Source organism: Streptomyces sp. NPDC017056 (assembly GCF_044332485.1).
Classification (GTDB): domain Bacteria; phylum Actinomycetota; class Actinomycetes; order Streptomycetales; family Streptomycetaceae; genus Streptomyces.
Window position 1 is genome coordinate 82,447 of record NZ_JBIRPD010000018.1, and the last position, 13,988, is coordinate 96,434.

At 71.2% G+C, this 13,988-nt stretch carries 15 protein-coding genes and 1 pseudogene; 11 read left to right on the forward strand and 5 right to left on the reverse strand.

Features of this window, described 5'->3' with window-relative positions:
- Position 1 precedes the first annotated feature (1 nt).
- The 5 genes from ACH4OW_RS29130 to ACH4OW_RS29150 all read left to right on the forward strand — a co-directional run bounded on the left by ACH4OW_RS29130 (position 2) and on the right by ACH4OW_RS29150 (position 3,588).
- On the forward strand, positions 2 to 1,012 hold the full coding sequence (locus tag ACH4OW_RS29130) for an acyl-CoA dehydrogenase (RefSeq protein WP_398030691.1): 1,011 nt from the start codon (positions 2 to 4) through the stop codon (positions 1,010 to 1,012).
- Positions 1,009 to 1,758: a PIG-L deacetylase family protein gene (locus ACH4OW_RS29135; protein ID WP_398030692.1), complete on the forward strand. Its 750-nt coding sequence runs from the start codon at positions 1,009 to 1,011 to the stop codon at positions 1,756 to 1,758. The genes ACH4OW_RS29130 and ACH4OW_RS29135 overlap by 4 nt, the downstream gene beginning before the upstream one ends.
- Positions 1,755 to 2,384 carry a class I SAM-dependent methyltransferase gene (locus ACH4OW_RS29140; protein WP_398030693.1) on the forward strand — a complete coding sequence of 210 codons (630 nt, stop codon included), beginning with the start codon at positions 1,755 to 1,757 and terminating at the stop codon, positions 2,382 to 2,384. The genes ACH4OW_RS29135 and ACH4OW_RS29140 overlap by 4 nt, the downstream gene beginning before the upstream one ends.
- On the forward strand, positions 2,381 to 3,127 hold the full coding sequence (locus ACH4OW_RS29145) for a glycosyltransferase (protein ID WP_360133709.1): 747 nt from the start codon (positions 2,381 to 2,383) through the stop codon (positions 3,125 to 3,127). Before ACH4OW_RS29140 ends, ACH4OW_RS29145 begins: the two co-directional genes overlap by 4 nt.
- A 140-nt stretch (positions 3,128 to 3,267) precedes the next feature.
- The gene (locus ACH4OW_RS29150; RefSeq protein ID WP_398030786.1) at positions 3,268 to 3,588 is read left to right on the forward strand and encodes a hypothetical protein; all 321 of its coding nucleotides are present in this window, start codon (positions 3,268 to 3,270) and stop codon (positions 3,586 to 3,588) included.
- Between the two features lie 48 nt (positions 3,589 to 3,636).
- Here ACH4OW_RS29150 and ACH4OW_RS29155 read toward each other — a convergent pair whose 3' ends face one another.
- Positions 3,637 to 4,032: a hypothetical protein gene (locus tag ACH4OW_RS29155; protein ID WP_398030694.1), complete on the reverse strand. Its 396-nt coding sequence runs from the start codon at positions 4,030 to 4,032 to the stop codon at positions 3,637 to 3,639.
- A 372-nt stretch (positions 4,033 to 4,404) separates the two neighbouring features.
- Between ACH4OW_RS29155 and ACH4OW_RS29160 the strand changes: the two genes are divergently transcribed.
- Positions 4,405 to 5,076, forward strand: a complete 672-nt coding sequence (locus ACH4OW_RS29160) for a DUF4956 domain-containing protein (RefSeq protein WP_398030695.1) — start codon at positions 4,405 to 4,407, stop codon at positions 5,074 to 5,076.
- Entirely contained in the window at positions 5,073 to 5,876 is an 804-nt protein-coding gene (locus ACH4OW_RS29165; RefSeq protein WP_398030696.1) for a polyphosphate polymerase domain-containing protein, read from the forward strand. The genes ACH4OW_RS29160 and ACH4OW_RS29165 overlap by 4 nt, the downstream gene beginning before the upstream one ends.
- Before the next feature lie 550 nt (positions 5,877 to 6,426).
- On the opposite strand, the gene ACH4OW_RS29170 is transcribed toward ACH4OW_RS29165, so the two are convergent.
- Positions 6,427 to 7,206 carry a response regulator transcription factor gene (locus ACH4OW_RS29170; protein ID WP_398030697.1) on the reverse strand — a complete coding sequence of 260 codons (780 nt, stop codon included), beginning with the start codon at positions 7,204 to 7,206 and terminating at the stop codon, positions 6,427 to 6,429.
- Positions 7,207 to 7,587: 381 nt separating this feature from the next.
- Between ACH4OW_RS29170 and ACH4OW_RS29175 the strand changes: the two genes are divergently transcribed.
- A complete protein-coding gene (locus tag ACH4OW_RS29175) occupies positions 7,588 to 7,800 on the forward strand; it encodes a chitosanase (protein WP_398030698.1) in 213 nt (70 codons plus the stop codon).
- A 105-nt stretch (positions 7,801 to 7,905) separates the two neighbouring features.
- Here the strand turns inward: ACH4OW_RS29175 and ACH4OW_RS29180 are convergent, their stop codons facing one another.
- Both ACH4OW_RS29180 and ACH4OW_RS29185 read right to left on the reverse strand, forming a co-directional pair.
- Positions 7,906 to 9,027 (reverse strand): sensor histidine kinase, encoded by a 1,122-nt coding sequence (locus ACH4OW_RS29180; RefSeq protein ID WP_398030699.1) that lies wholly within the window; start codon positions 9,025 to 9,027, stop codon positions 7,906 to 7,908.
- A gap of 2 nt (positions 9,028 to 9,029) precedes the next feature.
- Entirely contained in the window at positions 9,030 to 9,701 is a 672-nt protein-coding gene (locus tag ACH4OW_RS29185) for a response regulator (protein ID WP_398030700.1), read from the reverse strand.
- A gap of 272 nt (positions 9,702 to 9,973) precedes the next feature.
- Between ACH4OW_RS29185 and ACH4OW_RS29190 the strand changes: the two genes are divergently transcribed.
- Positions 9,974 to 10,480, forward strand: coding sequence for a hypothetical protein (locus ACH4OW_RS29190; protein ID WP_398030788.1), 507 nt, complete (start codon positions 9,974 to 9,976; stop codon positions 10,478 to 10,480).
- A gap of 209 nt (positions 10,481 to 10,689) precedes the next feature.
- Here ACH4OW_RS29190 and ACH4OW_RS29195 read toward each other — a convergent pair whose 3' ends face one another.
- Positions 10,690 to 11,268 carry a TerD family protein gene (locus ACH4OW_RS29195; protein ID WP_398030701.1) on the reverse strand — a complete coding sequence of 193 codons (579 nt, stop codon included), beginning with the start codon at positions 11,266 to 11,268 and terminating at the stop codon, positions 10,690 to 10,692.
- 1,325 nt (positions 11,269 to 12,593) lie between these two features.
- Here ACH4OW_RS29195 and ACH4OW_RS29200 point away from each other — a divergent pair.
- A complete protein-coding gene (locus tag ACH4OW_RS29200) occupies positions 12,594 to 12,770 on the forward strand; it encodes a hypothetical protein (protein WP_398030702.1) in 177 nt (58 codons plus the stop codon).
- Positions 12,771 to 13,078: 308 nt separating this feature from the next.
- A pseudogene (locus tag ACH4OW_RS29205) lies at positions 13,079 to 13,456 on the forward strand (TerD family protein); the annotation flags it as partial.
- Positions 13,457 to 13,988 lie beyond the last annotated feature (532 nt).

Genomic DNA, 13,988 nt, shown 5'->3' on the forward strand with positions numbered 1-13,988 from the left:
CGTGAATGTGGGCCTGGAGACGAGACTCGTCCCGGATGCCGAAGAGGTACGGCGGTCGGTGGCGGACCGGTTCCGTGCCTGGGTGGACGCCGAAGCGGGCGACCTGCCGCTGCCGGGGGCGGGGCGTACGCGTGAGCGCTTCGCCGCCCTGTACGCGCTGGGGCGCGCCGATCTGTCGCTGGCCCGGCTGGCGGAGGGGCATGCCGATGCCACGGCCATCCTGCGGGAGCTGGGGGAGGCGCCACCCGGTCAGGGCGAGCGCTGGGGAGTGTGGGCCGCCCAGCCGCCGGGGACCGGCCTGGAGGCGCGCCAGGAGGGCGGGGCGTGGCTGCTGGAGGGATACAAGGCGTACTGCTCAGGGGCGCACTCCTGCACCCACGGCCTGGTCACGGCGGACACCGCGCAGGGGCGCAGGCTGTTCGCCGTGCGCACGGACCACCCTGGTTACGCGCCGCTTGAGGGGACCTGGCAGGCCATCGGCATGGCAGGCAGCGACACCCCCGATGTGCGCTTCACGGCGGTGCCGGGCCGGCCGGTCGGCGGCGTGGGGGCCTATCTGGACCGGCCGGGGTTCCAGCACGGCGGCATCGGGGTCGCCGCCTGCTGGCTCGGTGGGGCCCGGGCGGTCGCCGGCACCCTCCAGGACGGCGCCCGCACGGAGGATCCGCTGACCGCCGCCCATCTGGGGGCGGTGGATGTGGCGCTGTACGCGGCGGAGACCGTGCTGTGGGAGGCGGCGTGGGCCATCGACGCCGACCCGCTGGACCGCTCGGACACCGCCCGGCTGCGCAGCCTGCGGGTACGGGCCGTCGCTGAGCGCGCCTGCAGCGACGTACTGGACCGGGTCGGGCGGGCCACCGGCGCCGGACCGCTGTGCCACGATCCGCGCCATGCCCGCAACGCCGTCGACCTGACGGTGTACATCCGGCAACACCACGCCGATCGCAGTCTTGCCGAGCTCGGGGCGCTGGTCGGTACGCCGGCGGGGCAGGAAGCGGGGTCGCAGAAGTGATCGGTTCCTTCGACCGGGAGGCGGCCGCCGAGGCGATCGAGGCCCCGGGCACCGACGAAGCGCAGTGGGCGGCCTGGTCCGGGCTCGCGCGGTTGCCCGTCGTACGGCCCCCGTCCGGGCCCGTCGTGGTGGTCGCCGCCCACCCCGACGACGAGGTGCTGGGGTTCGGCGGCACGATGGCGCAGCTCAGGGACGATGTCCATCTCGTGACCGTCACCGACGGGGAAGGCTCGCACCCGCACCTGGCGGCGGAGCGGATCGCCGCGCTGCGTGCGGCCGAGCTGGAGAGTGCGCTCGGCGAACTCCGATTGCGCGAGCACCGTACGTACCGGCTGAAAATCCCCGATACGGGTGTCGATGCCCACGAGGAGCAGCTGACGCGGGAGCTCGTCGTGCTGCTGCGTGAGACCGGTGCCTCGCTGTGCGTCGCGCCGTGGACCGGCGACCTGCACGCCGATCACGAAGCGGCGGGCCGGGCGGCGGAGGCCGCCGCCCGGCAGACCGGCACGCCCTGCTGGCACTACCCGGTATGGATGTGGCACTGGGCGTCGCCCGGCGACCCGCGCGTGCCGTGGTCCGCCGCCCGCCGGCTGCCGCTGCCCCGGCCGGCGCGGTCGCGCAAGCAGGCGGCGATCCGCCGGTTCACCAGCCAGATCGCCCCGCTCGACGCCGGCCGGGACACGGTGATCCTGCCGCCCGCCGAACTCGCCCACCACACGCGCGCCTTCGAGGTGGTCTTCACATGAGAACGAACCGGGCCACGCCCCCGTCCTACTTCGACACCATGTACGCCGGTTCGGCCGACCCCTGGGACCTGGCGGTCCGGTGGTACGAACAGCGCAAGTACGCCCTGACCGTCGCCGCGCTGCCCCGCCGCCGCTACCGCCGGGCGTTCGAGCCGGGCTGTTCCGTCGGCGTCCTGACCCGGCTGCTCGCCGAACGGTGCGACGAGGTGCTGGCCACCGACCGGGTGCCGGCGGCCGTCGAAGCGGCCGCCCGCCGCAACCGCGACCTGCCGCACGTCGAGGTACGGCCCATGGCGGTACCGGACGAGTGGCCTGCGGGAACCTTTGACCTGATCGTGCTCTCGGAGCTTCTGTACTACTTCGACGACGCCACGCTCCGGGAGGTCCTGAAGCGGACCGTGGACAGCCTGGAGCCCGGCGCGACCCTCGTGACCGTGCACTGGGACCACCCGGTCGACGACCACCTCCGTACCGGCACACAGCTCGCCCCGCTGCTCACCGGCGTGGACGAACTCGTCCCCCTCGGGCAGCTGAACGACGTGGACTTCGTGTTGCAGACCTTCACCCGGCGACTGCCCGACGGCAGCGCCGCTCCCGCCCCCGCGGCAGCCGAGGGGCTGGTGTGAACCACCCGGCCCGTACACCGACAGCCCTGGTGGTCGCCGTCCCCGCCCACAACGAGGCAGCGGCCCTGCCGGCCGCACTCCGCGCCCTGCGCGCGGCCGCCCGGCACCCCGAACTGACGGCGCGGCGGGTGCGGGTGGTGACGGTGGTCGCCGCCGACGCCTGCTCCGACGACACCGCCGCGCTCGCCCGCCGCCACGGCGCGCACGTCGTGGAGCTGGCGCGGCGCAACGTCGGCGCGGCCCGGGCCGCCGCCATTACACACGGCCTCGGCCTGCTCGGACCCGCCGCCGACCGGGCCTGGATCGCCACCACCGACGCCGACACGCTCGTCCCCACCACCTGGCTGGCCCACCAGGTCGAGCAGGCCGCCGCCGGGTGGGACTGCGTGCTCGGCACCATACGGGTCGCACCGCACCCCAAGCTGAGCGCCGCGGTCGCCCAGCGCCACCGCACGCTGTACTTCGCCGGGCGGCCGGGGCACGACCACGACCGCGCCTGGGCCCACCCGCACGTGCACGGCGCCAACCTGGGGGTCGCCGCCGACGCGTACCGCCGGGTGCGGGGCTTTCCCGCGCTCGCGCACAGCGAAGACCACGCCCTGGCGACCGCGTTGGAACGGGCCGGCGCCCGCATCCTCAGGACGGACCGCTGCCCGGTCCTCACCTCCGGGCGTACGGATCCCCGCGCTGCCCACGGCTTCGGTGCCTACCTGCAGGAGTTGGCTTTGGCGCCGGGTGGCTGACCGGCAGCGGGTCGGAGGCACCGGTGCCGGTGCCTCCGCGACGACCGGGCCGCCGGAGGCTGCCGCCACTCCGGCGGCCGGGCCGTAAGATCATCGGTATGTCCCTACGTCTTCAACTGCGTCAGGCCCTCCCCGAAGCCATGCGTGCCCGCGACAAGGCCGCGGTGAGCGCACTGCGCGCGACACTCGCCGCGCTGGACAACGCCGAGGCGGTGCCCCCGCAGGAAGCGGAGCTGCGCGGCGGGGCCATCGAGCATTCGCCGGTCGGCGCCGGCGCCACCGAAGCGGTACGGCGCGAACTGAGCGAGCGTGAGGTGGTGGACATTGTGCGTGCCGAGGCCACCGAACGCCTGGACGCCGCGGCACAGTTGACCGCGCCTGCGCACGCCGACCGGGCCGCGCGGCTGCGCGCGGAGGCAGCCGTGCTGCTCCGGTTCCTCGACGGGCCCGGCGCCGCGTAGCACTCCGGCACGCCGGCAGCCGTCCCGCGCCTCGGGCCTCACCGCCGGTCACCTCTCAGACCCCAGGCGCACCAGGGCCAGGAAGCCGCCCAGCAAGGCGAACGCGGCGAGAAAGGCTTCCCGCTCCGCACCACCGGTCCCGCTGACGGTCACCTGCGCGCCCAAGGCGAACCAGGCCCCCGACCCGGCAGCCGTCAAGACGTGCGTCTCGCGTTCCCTGAGCAGCCGCATCCCCACCGCCAGCACCAACGGCACCACGACGACCGGAACGATCGACGCCAGCACCATTTCGACCATCCCCGAACCTGTTCCGCCCTCCGGAGGCGCCTGGCGCGCCCCCACCGCCCATCGCTGCGCGGACCGCGAGACCCAGTACGTCACGTGGGCCGCGACGGCCGCGACGGCGACCCCCTTCATCCAGACGCGTAGCTCACGGCTCAACATGCCCTTCACCCTGTACGGCAAGCGCTCAGGACGCCTGAGTACCCGCACTCAGACCCGTTGTGTAGGAAGTCCCGTGAGTAGACAGGGAGAAGCACATCATGTGCTGGACTGCCGCCCTGGTGGATCGGTTTTCACTCGCTCGCGTACAGAGTCCGACGTTCCGCCGGGATCCTGAACGTCTGCCGGTATCCAGCTAGGCGGCCCGGCTGCGCGATATCGACCTCCCCGCCCGACGACAAGGTGTCGTCCCTGGAGGAGGCGGATGCGCCGGCCGTTCGGAGGGCCGTGACGTTAACCCGGAAGGGGGGTGGAGTTAACCCGTCCGTTCCTAGCGTCTGACGCGTACCGATCAGCGACCGAAGGAGACGTTTCATGGAGACGCTGGGGCAGCTCGCCGCTCATCTGGCGCTCGATCTCGTCGCGGTGGGCGTGCTGACGTTCGCCATCTACTACCCGCGCCACCGGCGCCGCGACCTGGTGCCCGCCTACCTGGCGCTCAACGTCGCGCTGTTCGCGGTCGTCTCGGCGCTGGCCCAGGTCGGCGAGGGAGGCATGGCTCTGGGCTTCGGTCTGTTCGGGGTGCTGTCGATCGTCCGGTTGCGCTCCGACTCGGTCCAGCACGAGGAGGTCGCTTACTACTTCACGACCCTGGTGCTCGGCCTGCTGTGCGGCCTGCCGCATCTGAGGTTCTCCGTCGCCGCGGCACTCGCCGGGCTGCTGCTCCTGGTGATGTACGGCGCCGACCACCCGCGCCTGATGGCCCGTACCCGCCGCGCCGTCGTCACCCTGGACACCGTGCACGCCGACCCCCAGGCGGTACGCGACGAACTGGCGCGCAGACTCGGCGCCCCCCTCAACTGGACGGTCAACGAGGTGGATTACGTCCGGGACCTCATGGTGGTGGACGTCCGCTTCCGCCTTCCGGACACGTCCACGGCGCCCACCCGCACGGCACCCCTGGACGAGCCTTCCCGAAGGACCCGCACGCCCGTCCCCTCCGACGATCACCCGCAGCCCCGCTCCCTCTCCGAGGAGACCGTGTGATCCCCGCCTTACAGGCCGTCGCCGATGCCACCATGGCTGCACATCCGATAACCCTCTGCGAACTCCAGGCCCGCGCAGAGCTGATGGCCCGCATCGATCACAGCTACCTCGTACCGGCCGAGGTCTTCGCGGACTTCGCGGCCCGGCTGACCGACCCGCACCGGCCCGGCGGCCCGTTCCAGGCGCTGTGCATCAACGGCCGCCGCTGGTTCGGCTACCACTCCGTCTACTACGACACCCTCGACCTGCGGTCCTTCCACGACCACCGGCAGGGCCGCCGGAACCGCTACAAGATCCGCGAGCGGCTGTACGAGCATTCCGGTGAGCGGCAGTTCGAGATCAAGCTCAAGGGACGGCGCGGCGAGACGGACAAGCGAAGGCGGCCCCTGCTGCCCGACGAGGCGACGCTGGGGCGCGGCCCGCGCGACTTCCTGGCCGGCGTGCTGCACGGTACGTACGGCATCGCCGCACCCGAAGATCTGGTCCCGTCGCTGGTGACCGACTACCAGCGCGCCACGTTCGTCGCCGACGGCCGACGCATCACTTGCGACGCCGGCCTGGTCTGCCAGGACGCGGGGACCGGCCGCAGCGTACGCGCCGACGAAGACGTGGTGCTCGTCGAGACGAAGACCGCGGTGACCGGCCACCTGACGGAGGCGGACCGGCTGTTGCACACCTACGGACTGCGCGCAGTCCAGTTCACCAAGTACTGCGGCGCCATGGCAGCCCTGCGCCCCGGACTGAAGGCCAACAAGTGGGGGCGGGCGGTACGGAAGGTGTTCCCTCAGCAGGCGACGTAGGACCTGTCCGGGCGGCACTTCCGCGGCCGGGCCTGTGGCTGCCCACCTCCAGACTCGGGATCCGCCAGGCCGGAGGGAGCGCTGTGACACGGCCACCGCCCACAGCCGCCACGCCCCTGACGACGAGCCGCTCGACTGCTCCGCGGTGGTCTGGGCCTGGACGATCTCCAGGCCCAGACCCGTTGCACTGCCACCGTAGTCGCCGAGTGCCGGGATGCACCCCTGCGGAATGCCTGGCCCGTCGTCCTCGATGATGGTCCGCTTCTCCCGCCGCCCTCGAGAACGGCCGTATGGAGCGTGCCGACGCCGTCGGGTGGGTGGGTGAAGACATTGCCGACGAGGGCCCCGACAGCGGCGAACCCGGCTCCCGTCCCGAGAGACGGTCGATGTCTGACCGTTCTGGGAGACCAGTGAACGGGCGCCCGAGGTGGTGTCGGCGGGAGCCCGGTTGCCGGCGCGGTTGCGGATGCGCAGGGCCGGCGGAACCAGCTGGCAGTGTGCACGAGCGCGGTGGTAGCGCCGGTGCGAAGGAGCAGGCTGCGGTGCCTGGCTACGGAGTGCCGGGCAGTACGGGGGTGGGGGAGTCGCCGTAGCCGGCGGGCGCGGCGTCCGATCCGCCCGCCGTGTTCGAGGCGCCTGCCAGCGCCAGCTCGTGGGGCGCCGCCAGTTTCACGCCCACCGTACGGACCGTGTGCAGATACCGCGGCCGCTGCGCCGTCTCGCCCAGCTTCCGCCGCAACCACGACAGATGGACGTCCAGCGTCTTGTCCGTGCCGCCCAGCGGCTGCTGCCACACCTCCGCCAACAGCTCCCGCCGGGAGATCACCTGCCCCGCCCGCCGGGCCAGGTACACCAGCAGATCGAATTCGCGCGGCGTCAGCTCCAGCGGCGCGCCGTCCAACGTCACCTCCCGCGCCGCCGCGTCCACCAGCAGTCCGCCGACCCGCAGCGCGGGCTCCGGCCCGGCGGTGCCGAAGCGGCGCAGCACCGCCTTGATCCGCGCATCCAGCTGGGCCGGGCCGAAGGGCTTGACGATGTAGTCGTCGGCACCGTCCCCGAGGACCGCGACCATGACCGGCTCCTCGTTCCGCGCGGTGGCCACGATCACCGGTACGTCGCTGACCGCCCGCAGCATCCGCAGCACCTGGGCGCCGTCCACGTCCGGCAGCCCGAGGTCCAGGACGACGAGGTCCGGCCGGTCGGTCACGGCGGCGTCCAGGCCGGACATGCCGGTCGCCGCGGTGGCCACGGCGTGGCCACGGCCGCGGAGCACGCGCACCAACGTAGCGCGCAGCAGGGGATCGTCCTCGACGAGGAGGAGGTGGGGCATGACCGTCACCGTAGCTAGGTGCGCAGCGTGCGCGGGAGATGACACCGGGGTTTGTCCGGATCTTGTCCGGACGCCGGGAATGGCGGCGCGAGGGTGATTCGCTAGCGAGACGGGCACCGAACGGGCCCCGGCCCGGGGCACAAACGTGGACGCGGACGGGTGCGGGAAGGCGTGGCGTCATGGCGTGGCGCGTGGGGGATGGCTCATTTCGAGGACGCGGCAGCTGCCTGGTTGCCGTGGCCCGCATTCCGGGTGGCGCCCGCCGGCACCGGGACCCCACCGGGTGACCGGGAGAGCGGCTCCGTGCCGAGAAGCTCGGTGTGCCGGTCCGACACCGGGTGCGGTAGCTGCGCGCTCCACCGCACAGGTCGGCTCAAGTCGATGGATACCTCGCCCCAGCCGCGTGATCGAGGCCGCTGCCCCGAGCAGCGCAGGGCCGACGGGAACGGGGTGCTGGGCCGGTTCGCGTACTGCGACGCGCTTGTGATGCACGGCAACGGCAGCGACGCGACCAGCTTCTCCAGCATCCGCGCCCGGCGCGGTACGGGCCGTGGGCACGGCGGTCAGGGGCCCCAGGCATGCGTCGGTCCCTGAGTGATCCGGATCGTGGCAGCCGCATTCAGCGGACCTGCTCCGGCTGGAGGCCGACCAGTAGGAGCCGGGGCTGCGCGCAGGGGAGGCATGGTGGTGTCTGCGGGCTCAGTCGGTTGCTAGAGGGGCCTGCAGTCGGATCTGGAAACCGCCTTGGGGGGTCGGGCTGGTGGTGAAGGTGCCGTCGAGGAGGTCGGCGCGTTCCCGTAGGCCGATCAGGCCCTGCCGGGAGCTGGGGAGGGCGACTGAGGGGCGGGTGGGTGCCGTGTTGGTGACGGTGACGCCGAAGTGGTCCGCGTCGTGCCACAGTTGCACCTCGGCGCGGGCTCCGGGTGCGTGTTTGCGTACGTTGGTGAGGGCTTCTTGGACCGTGCGGTAGATGGCGCGTTGGGCGGTGGTGCTGATGCCGGGCGGGAGGTCGCCGGTCAGAGTCGTCTCGATGCCGCTGGTGGCGACCAGGTGGTGCAGGTCGGCCAGGGTGGGCTGGGGGGTGAGTTCGGTGGTCCTGCCGCCGGAGGCACGCAGCAGGTTGACCATGTGGCGCAGTTCGTCGAGGGTGTTCGCGCTCAGGGAGCGGATGGTGCGGGCGGCCTCGCGGGTGTCGGTGTCCTTGGTGGCGACCTGCAGCGCTCCGGCCCGTACGGCGATGAGGCTGACCTGGTGGGAGACGACGTCGTGCATCTCGCGGGCCAGCTGGGCCCGCTCACGGGCGAGCACGGTTTGCGCGTACAGGGCGCGTTCGTGTTCGCGGGCCTCTTCGACCTCCATGAGCTGACAGGCCATGTCGTGCCGGGCCTGTACAAGTTGGCCGAACAGGACCGGGGCGAAGGCCGTGGCCAGTGTGTAGACGGTCTGGACGAGCGTCCAGGTGTGGTCGTCATTGAAGAAAGCGACGGACAGCGAAGACGGGTCAAGGGAGCCGGCCACTGCGTGGAGCAGGGCGCAGCCGGCGAGCAAGGGACGATTGCGGTTGTGCGTGGCCAGGGTGTACAGGGCGGTGAGCGGTGCGAACGCGACGTCCAGGTAGAAGGTCATGGGCAGCGTCAGCAGGAAGACGGCCAGCGGGAAGCGCCTGCGCAGCAACAGTCCGGCGCAGCCGACGGCGGCGCAGGCCAGCACGAAGGGGTGCTCCTCGTCGAGGAGGCTGATCCAGGCGTCGAGGGCGGCGAGCGCCACGAGGCCCGCGTCCAGGGACCAGGGCAGCGTGCGGCGCCACAGCGGCTTGCCCATGCTCAGCGTCCCTCGTCCGGTGCGGTATCACCACTGAGCAGCCCGGCCCGCTGGGCCAGCAGCGCTGCCTGGACGCGGCTGGAAACCCGCAGCTTGGTCAGGATCGAACTGACGTGATCCTTGACGGTGCCCGCGCTGAGGTGGATGCGGGTGCCGATGTCGGTGTTGGACAGGCCCTCCGCGATCAGGACGAGCACGTCGCGTTCCCGGTCGCTGAGCAGGGCCACCCGCGCCACGTCCGCGTCCTGCGGCGCGCCCGCGCCGGGGTGGCTGCGCAGCAGGGCACGCGAGGCTTTCGGGGACATCACCACTCCGCCCGCGGCCAGGGTGCGTACCAGGTGGGCGAGCTGCTCGGGCTCGGTGTCCTTGAGGAGGAAGCCGGCGGCCCCGGAGCGGAGCGCCGTCAGGATGTACTCGTCGGTGTCGAAGGTGGTCAGCATCGCCACCACGGGCGCCTCAGGCAGGGCCCGTACCTGGCGCAGCACGGTCAGGCCGTCGACGTCCGGCATGCGGATGTCGAGCAGTACGACGTCCGGGCACTCCCTGCGCACCGTGTCGACCGCCTCGGCACCCGCCGCCGTCGCGACGACCTGGAGATCGTCGGCGGAACTGAGGATCAACTCGAACCCGGACCGGATGAGCGCCTCGTCGTCGACCACCACTACCCGGATCACGCCTGTTCCTCCGCACTGTGATGAAGCTGCCGCGTCGAGTTTATGTTCTGTCCATACGGTGTGGCGGTGTGGCAGGGTCCGGCGGCCGGTCGGCGGGTCGCTTCCGCCGGTTCCGGGGTCGACCGGGTCCGACCTGCGCAATTGCCCGCACGGGCGCCCATGGGTGGTCGCCGCGGGGCGAAGGTGATGGCATGGCTTGTGAGCGAGGGGTGGCCTTCCGGGTGCCCGGCCTCGACACTCCGCGTCACGCACTCGCCAAGGAAGCCTCCGCTATGGCCACCCGTCCCTTCCAGCGCCCTGTCATCGCACCGCACGTGTTGTTCGGTGGTGTTTACGGGACGGTCCTCGCCAGCTCCATGGTGGCCGCGTTGACGCAGTACGGCGAGACGGCTCGCGCCGAACGGCTCTACGACGCCAAGTGGCTGCTGGTTACCGCGGCTGCCTCGGCGCTGGCCCATGGTTACGCGCACCTCGTCGCCCGGCGTGGTGACCGGGCCCATCATGGCATCCGTCCCGCGGTGCGCGCACTGCTGCAGGAGTGGCCGCTGATCGTGGCCACCCTGCCCACGGCGTTGCTCCTGTTCGGTGCGGGGCTCGGCTGGTGGGCATCGCGGGGCATCGAGTACGTCGCCTTCGCGATCAATACGGTGCTGCTCTTCGGCTGGGGCCTGTTCGCTTCCCGTGTGGTCGGCCGTACATGGCGCTCGGCCCTGGCCGTGGGGGCGGGGGACGCGGGGCTCGGCATGGCCGTGGTCGTGGCCAACGCACTGATCAAGTAAGCCGATGTCAGGCACCGACACTCCGTACCTTTCCCTTCTCTTTCAGACGGCTGCTTCTGGCGAATCCCGTTCGTACCGAGCTGACCGAGCTGCCCCCCGTACCGCAGCACGGCCACGCTGCGTTGTCGCGCTCAGCGTCGTAAGGGGCGGCACCTCACGCGTCTTCCGCGGCCGGGTGGGCAGGGCTGTGCGGTGACCGTTCGTGTCGGTCAGCTGTGTCGGTCGATGGCTTGCAGCAGGTCGTCGAAGGTCTGGCCGGTCGCGGGTTCGCCGATCGCGGTCATGTGCCAATCGCTGTGCGCGCGCCTTACTTCAGCCATGATCAGCGCAGTGTGCTTACCGCCTCCGGCGAAGGTGTAGCGGGCGATTTCCCGCCCGAAGCTCTCATCGACGAGTCGGCAGTGCGCGCTGCGTACTCCCTCGAAGGTACTTCCCGCGAAGGAACTCACGACGAAGACAATCCGGTCGGCGCGGGGCGGGAGCTTCGACAGCTGGACGAAGAAGAACATGCGGTCATCCTTGGCCCCGATGCCGTCGGGCATGGGGCCGTCGCTGTGCTCGATCGATCCGTCGGGGCTGACGGGATTGTCACTGAAAATGACGTCGATGAACCGACCGTGGCCGTACAGCACGGCGAAGCTGCCGAGGTGGGCACGCCGCCGACGTCCGAGAGGCCCCAGCAGACCTTGGTCCCGTGCGATCTTCCAGCCCAGGTTCATACTCATCAGGGTGAGCGGGTGGCCGTCCGGCTTGGTCAAGTGGAGCTGCTGGCCCTTGGACATGAGCATGGGTACGAGGTCTCCGTAAGGTGATCTTGTGCGACCCGGGGAAGCCGGGTAGGGCTGATGGAAATGCGTCTTCAGCGGTTGCCCAGGCATGGCCGCCCGGTCTTCCGGTCGCTGATCACGCGGCAGCGACGCCGGCAAGGGGACCGCCGTACCGCGGTACTGGACGAGAACGGCGCGACCTTGTGGTCGAAGAGAATCGAGAACGGCGAGTAGGCCACCGCACCGCGTCCGGTGCGATTCTCGACCTGGCCGAGGAGGCCCACGAGCGGTGGACGCCTCCGGGGCGCCGTTCGCACTGCTGCCGGCGCTGCTCGTGGGCTAGACCGCGATGTCCGCGACGCTGGGTCATCGCCGCATCCGCCCGGCAACGCCGGCTTGCCGCCGCCAACGTCGTGCGCGCCCGGCCAGCCGTCCACCGCAGCGAGGGCGAGGAGCGGTGACTCCTAGCAGACCAGCGGTGCGGAGGGTTCGCCATGCTGCAACGGCCGCAGGCCAGAGGGCCGGCACGCGGTGCAGTACGCGAATGCCGTAGCTCCGGAGCCGATGAAGGCCGCGATCGCGACGCGGGTATCGAGTCCGAACAGCAACAGACCGCCCCCTGCCGATACCGGCCGCTGCCGCATACCGGCCGGGGTGGCTGCTCACCGCAAAGATCTCCCTTCGGAACAGACTTCGCACACGTCGATGGCGGCGGCTGAGGAAGAAGGTCAGGGGAGTCATACGCGGGTCTCTCATGGGTCGGCCTGTGATGTTTCGCCCGCCGGGCAGGACGGGCGAGTGCCCGAAGACGCGGCGGTGTCCGAACCACGACGAGGGACTCGGCGACTGCGTCACCACCTTGCGGCTGCGCCCCGGGGGCAGCCCGCAAGGGCGGCCGGACAGGCCGGCACATGGCACGAACCCGAACGACACCCAGGCGTCGACCGATCCGGTGAGCAACGACTTCAGCCTCCCGCGCCCTTGGCCGCGCTGGCACCCGACAGATGTCCAGCCTTGCCCCGCCACCTGGCGGACTCGCCCCGCCAGGTGGCGGGGCGCACAGTCTCGTCCCGGCACACCTGTCAGGTGCGGGAATGTCTCCACCGATCGGGGGGTGTCTGCAGCCGATCGGCGGGGGTGATCCGGTCATGTGCCGGATAGCCGCAGGTCCCCGGTTCTTCCAGGGTGGACGGTATGACGCAAGCCCCAGCCCTCGCCGCACGGCCGCTGCCCAGGCACTTCGCCTGCCTCGGGCATCAAGGCGGCCTCGGCTCGGTCGTATTTCCGTGACGCAATGGAAGGGAGAGGCCGGACAGGTGCCGAACCGTACGCAAGAGGAGATCACTATGCGGTCCAGGACGACCGTCGGCCGACGTGCTCGGAACACCACCATGGTCGCGCTGCTCGTGGCGGCGCTGTGGGGCGGTATAGCGCTGGCGAAGGGAGCGGCGGACGACAGCTTGGCATCATCCGACGGTCCCGTGGGGCACCTCGGCCGGGCTCTGGACATCATCCGCGGGTGAAGGAGTTTTGATATGGCATGTTTCTTCGACCCCGGCCACGGCCCCGGAACGATCCCTGTGGTGTGGTTCCCGCCGTGGGGTGTGCACCGTGAGATCCAGACGTGCGAGGGCTGCGCCCAGCGGGTGCTGGGAACCGGCGGGTGGCTGGTGAATCAGTCCGGGCGGAGAAAGGAAGCAGCCAGGGGCCAGGTTGGTCGGCTGCCTGTTCAAGGGACGGGCTCAGGAGAGTCCGTGCCTCCGGTGCCGACACGAGGCTATGGCGTACGTACCGCTGCGGCGGAGAGGCTGATGACCGGTAGCGGGCTCGTGACCTGAGCAGCCCCGAGGGTTTGGTGCGGCACTCCGGCGATGCACTGACCGGCAGCGGCGGGGATGATGAGCAGATTCAGGTCGACCTCACCAGGATCCCGGCCGAGGTCGCGAAGCTCGTCTTCCCGGTGTCCATCTACGCGGCGGAGCAGCGCGGGCAGAACTTCGGCCAGGTCCGCAGCGCACACATCCGCGTGATCGACCAGGCCGACGGTTCCGAGATGGCCCGGTACGACCTGCGGGACGATGCCGCCACCGAGACTGCCATGGTCTTTGGCGAGCTCTATCGCCACGGTGCGGAGCGGAAGTTCCGGGCCATCGGCCAGGGCTATACCTCCGGCCTGGCCGGCATCGCCCAGTCCTTCGGCGTCGGCGTCCTGCGCCCGACGAGCCCGGTGCAAGCCTCCCCGCCGCCTCCCCCAACGGCGGTGGCCGCTGCCGGCTGGGACACCCCCGCTCCGTCGGCTACCACCATCCCCAGCAACCGACGGGAAGTTCCGGCATGACGTGCTTCTTCGACCCCGGCCACGGCTCTGGCACGACCTCCGTATGGTGGTCCCCGCAGTGGGGCGTGCCCCGCCAGGTCCAGACGTGCGCCGGCTGCGCCCAACGGGTGCAGACCACCCCGCCCCCGTACTACACCGCGCCCGAGCCCCAGACGGGGTATCCGCATCCGGTGCAGCAGGGCTATCAGCAGCGGCCGGCCTGGTCGGCGGCGCGCTCCTCAACGAGGCGTTCGACGATGACTAAACAGCTAACAGCCCATTGAACATGCTGCATGAGCCGCCCGGAGCCCCCGGGCCTGCCCGCAAGAGTCGGTCGGATGAATCCGGTACACACCAGGCACGCCATCTGTATCTTCAGCGGACTTCCAGGACAGGTCCGGTATGGATGGCGCAGCGCTGGCTC

Coding starts and splice junctions, on each gene's coding strand:
- ACH4OW_RS29140 (WP_398030693.1), top strand. CDS start 1,755: ATGAGAACGAACCGGGCCACGCCCCCGTCCTACTTCGACACCATGTAC.
- ACH4OW_RS29150 (WP_398030786.1), top strand. CDS start 3,268: ATGCGTGCCCGCGACAAGGCCGCGGTGAGCGCACTGCGCGCGACACTC.
- ACH4OW_RS29155 (WP_398030694.1), bottom strand. CDS start 4,032: ATGTTGAGCCGTGAGCTACGCGTCTGGATGAAGGGGGTCGCCGTCGCG.
- ACH4OW_RS29160 (WP_398030695.1), top strand. CDS start 4,405: ATGGAGACGCTGGGGCAGCTCGCCGCTCATCTGGCGCTCGATCTCGTC.
- ACH4OW_RS29170 (WP_398030697.1), bottom strand. CDS start 7,206: ATGCCCCACCTCCTCCTCGTCGAGGACGATCCCCTGCTGCGCGCTACG.
- ACH4OW_RS29175 (WP_398030698.1), top strand. CDS start 7,588: ATGGATACCTCGCCCCAGCCGCGTGATCGAGGCCGCTGCCCCGAGCAG.
- ACH4OW_RS29180 (WP_398030699.1), bottom strand. CDS start 9,027: ATGGGCAAGCCGCTGTGGCGCCGCACGCTGCCCTGGTCCCTGGACGCG.
- ACH4OW_RS29190 (WP_398030788.1), top strand. CDS start 9,974: ATGGCCACCCGTCCCTTCCAGCGCCCTGTCATCGCACCGCACGTGTTG.
- ACH4OW_RS29195 (WP_398030701.1), bottom strand. CDS start 11,268: ATGCTCATGTCCAAGGGCCAGCAGCTCCACTTGACCAAGCCGGACGGC.
- ACH4OW_RS29200 (WP_398030702.1), top strand. CDS start 12,594: ATGCGGTCCAGGACGACCGTCGGCCGACGTGCTCGGAACACCACCATG.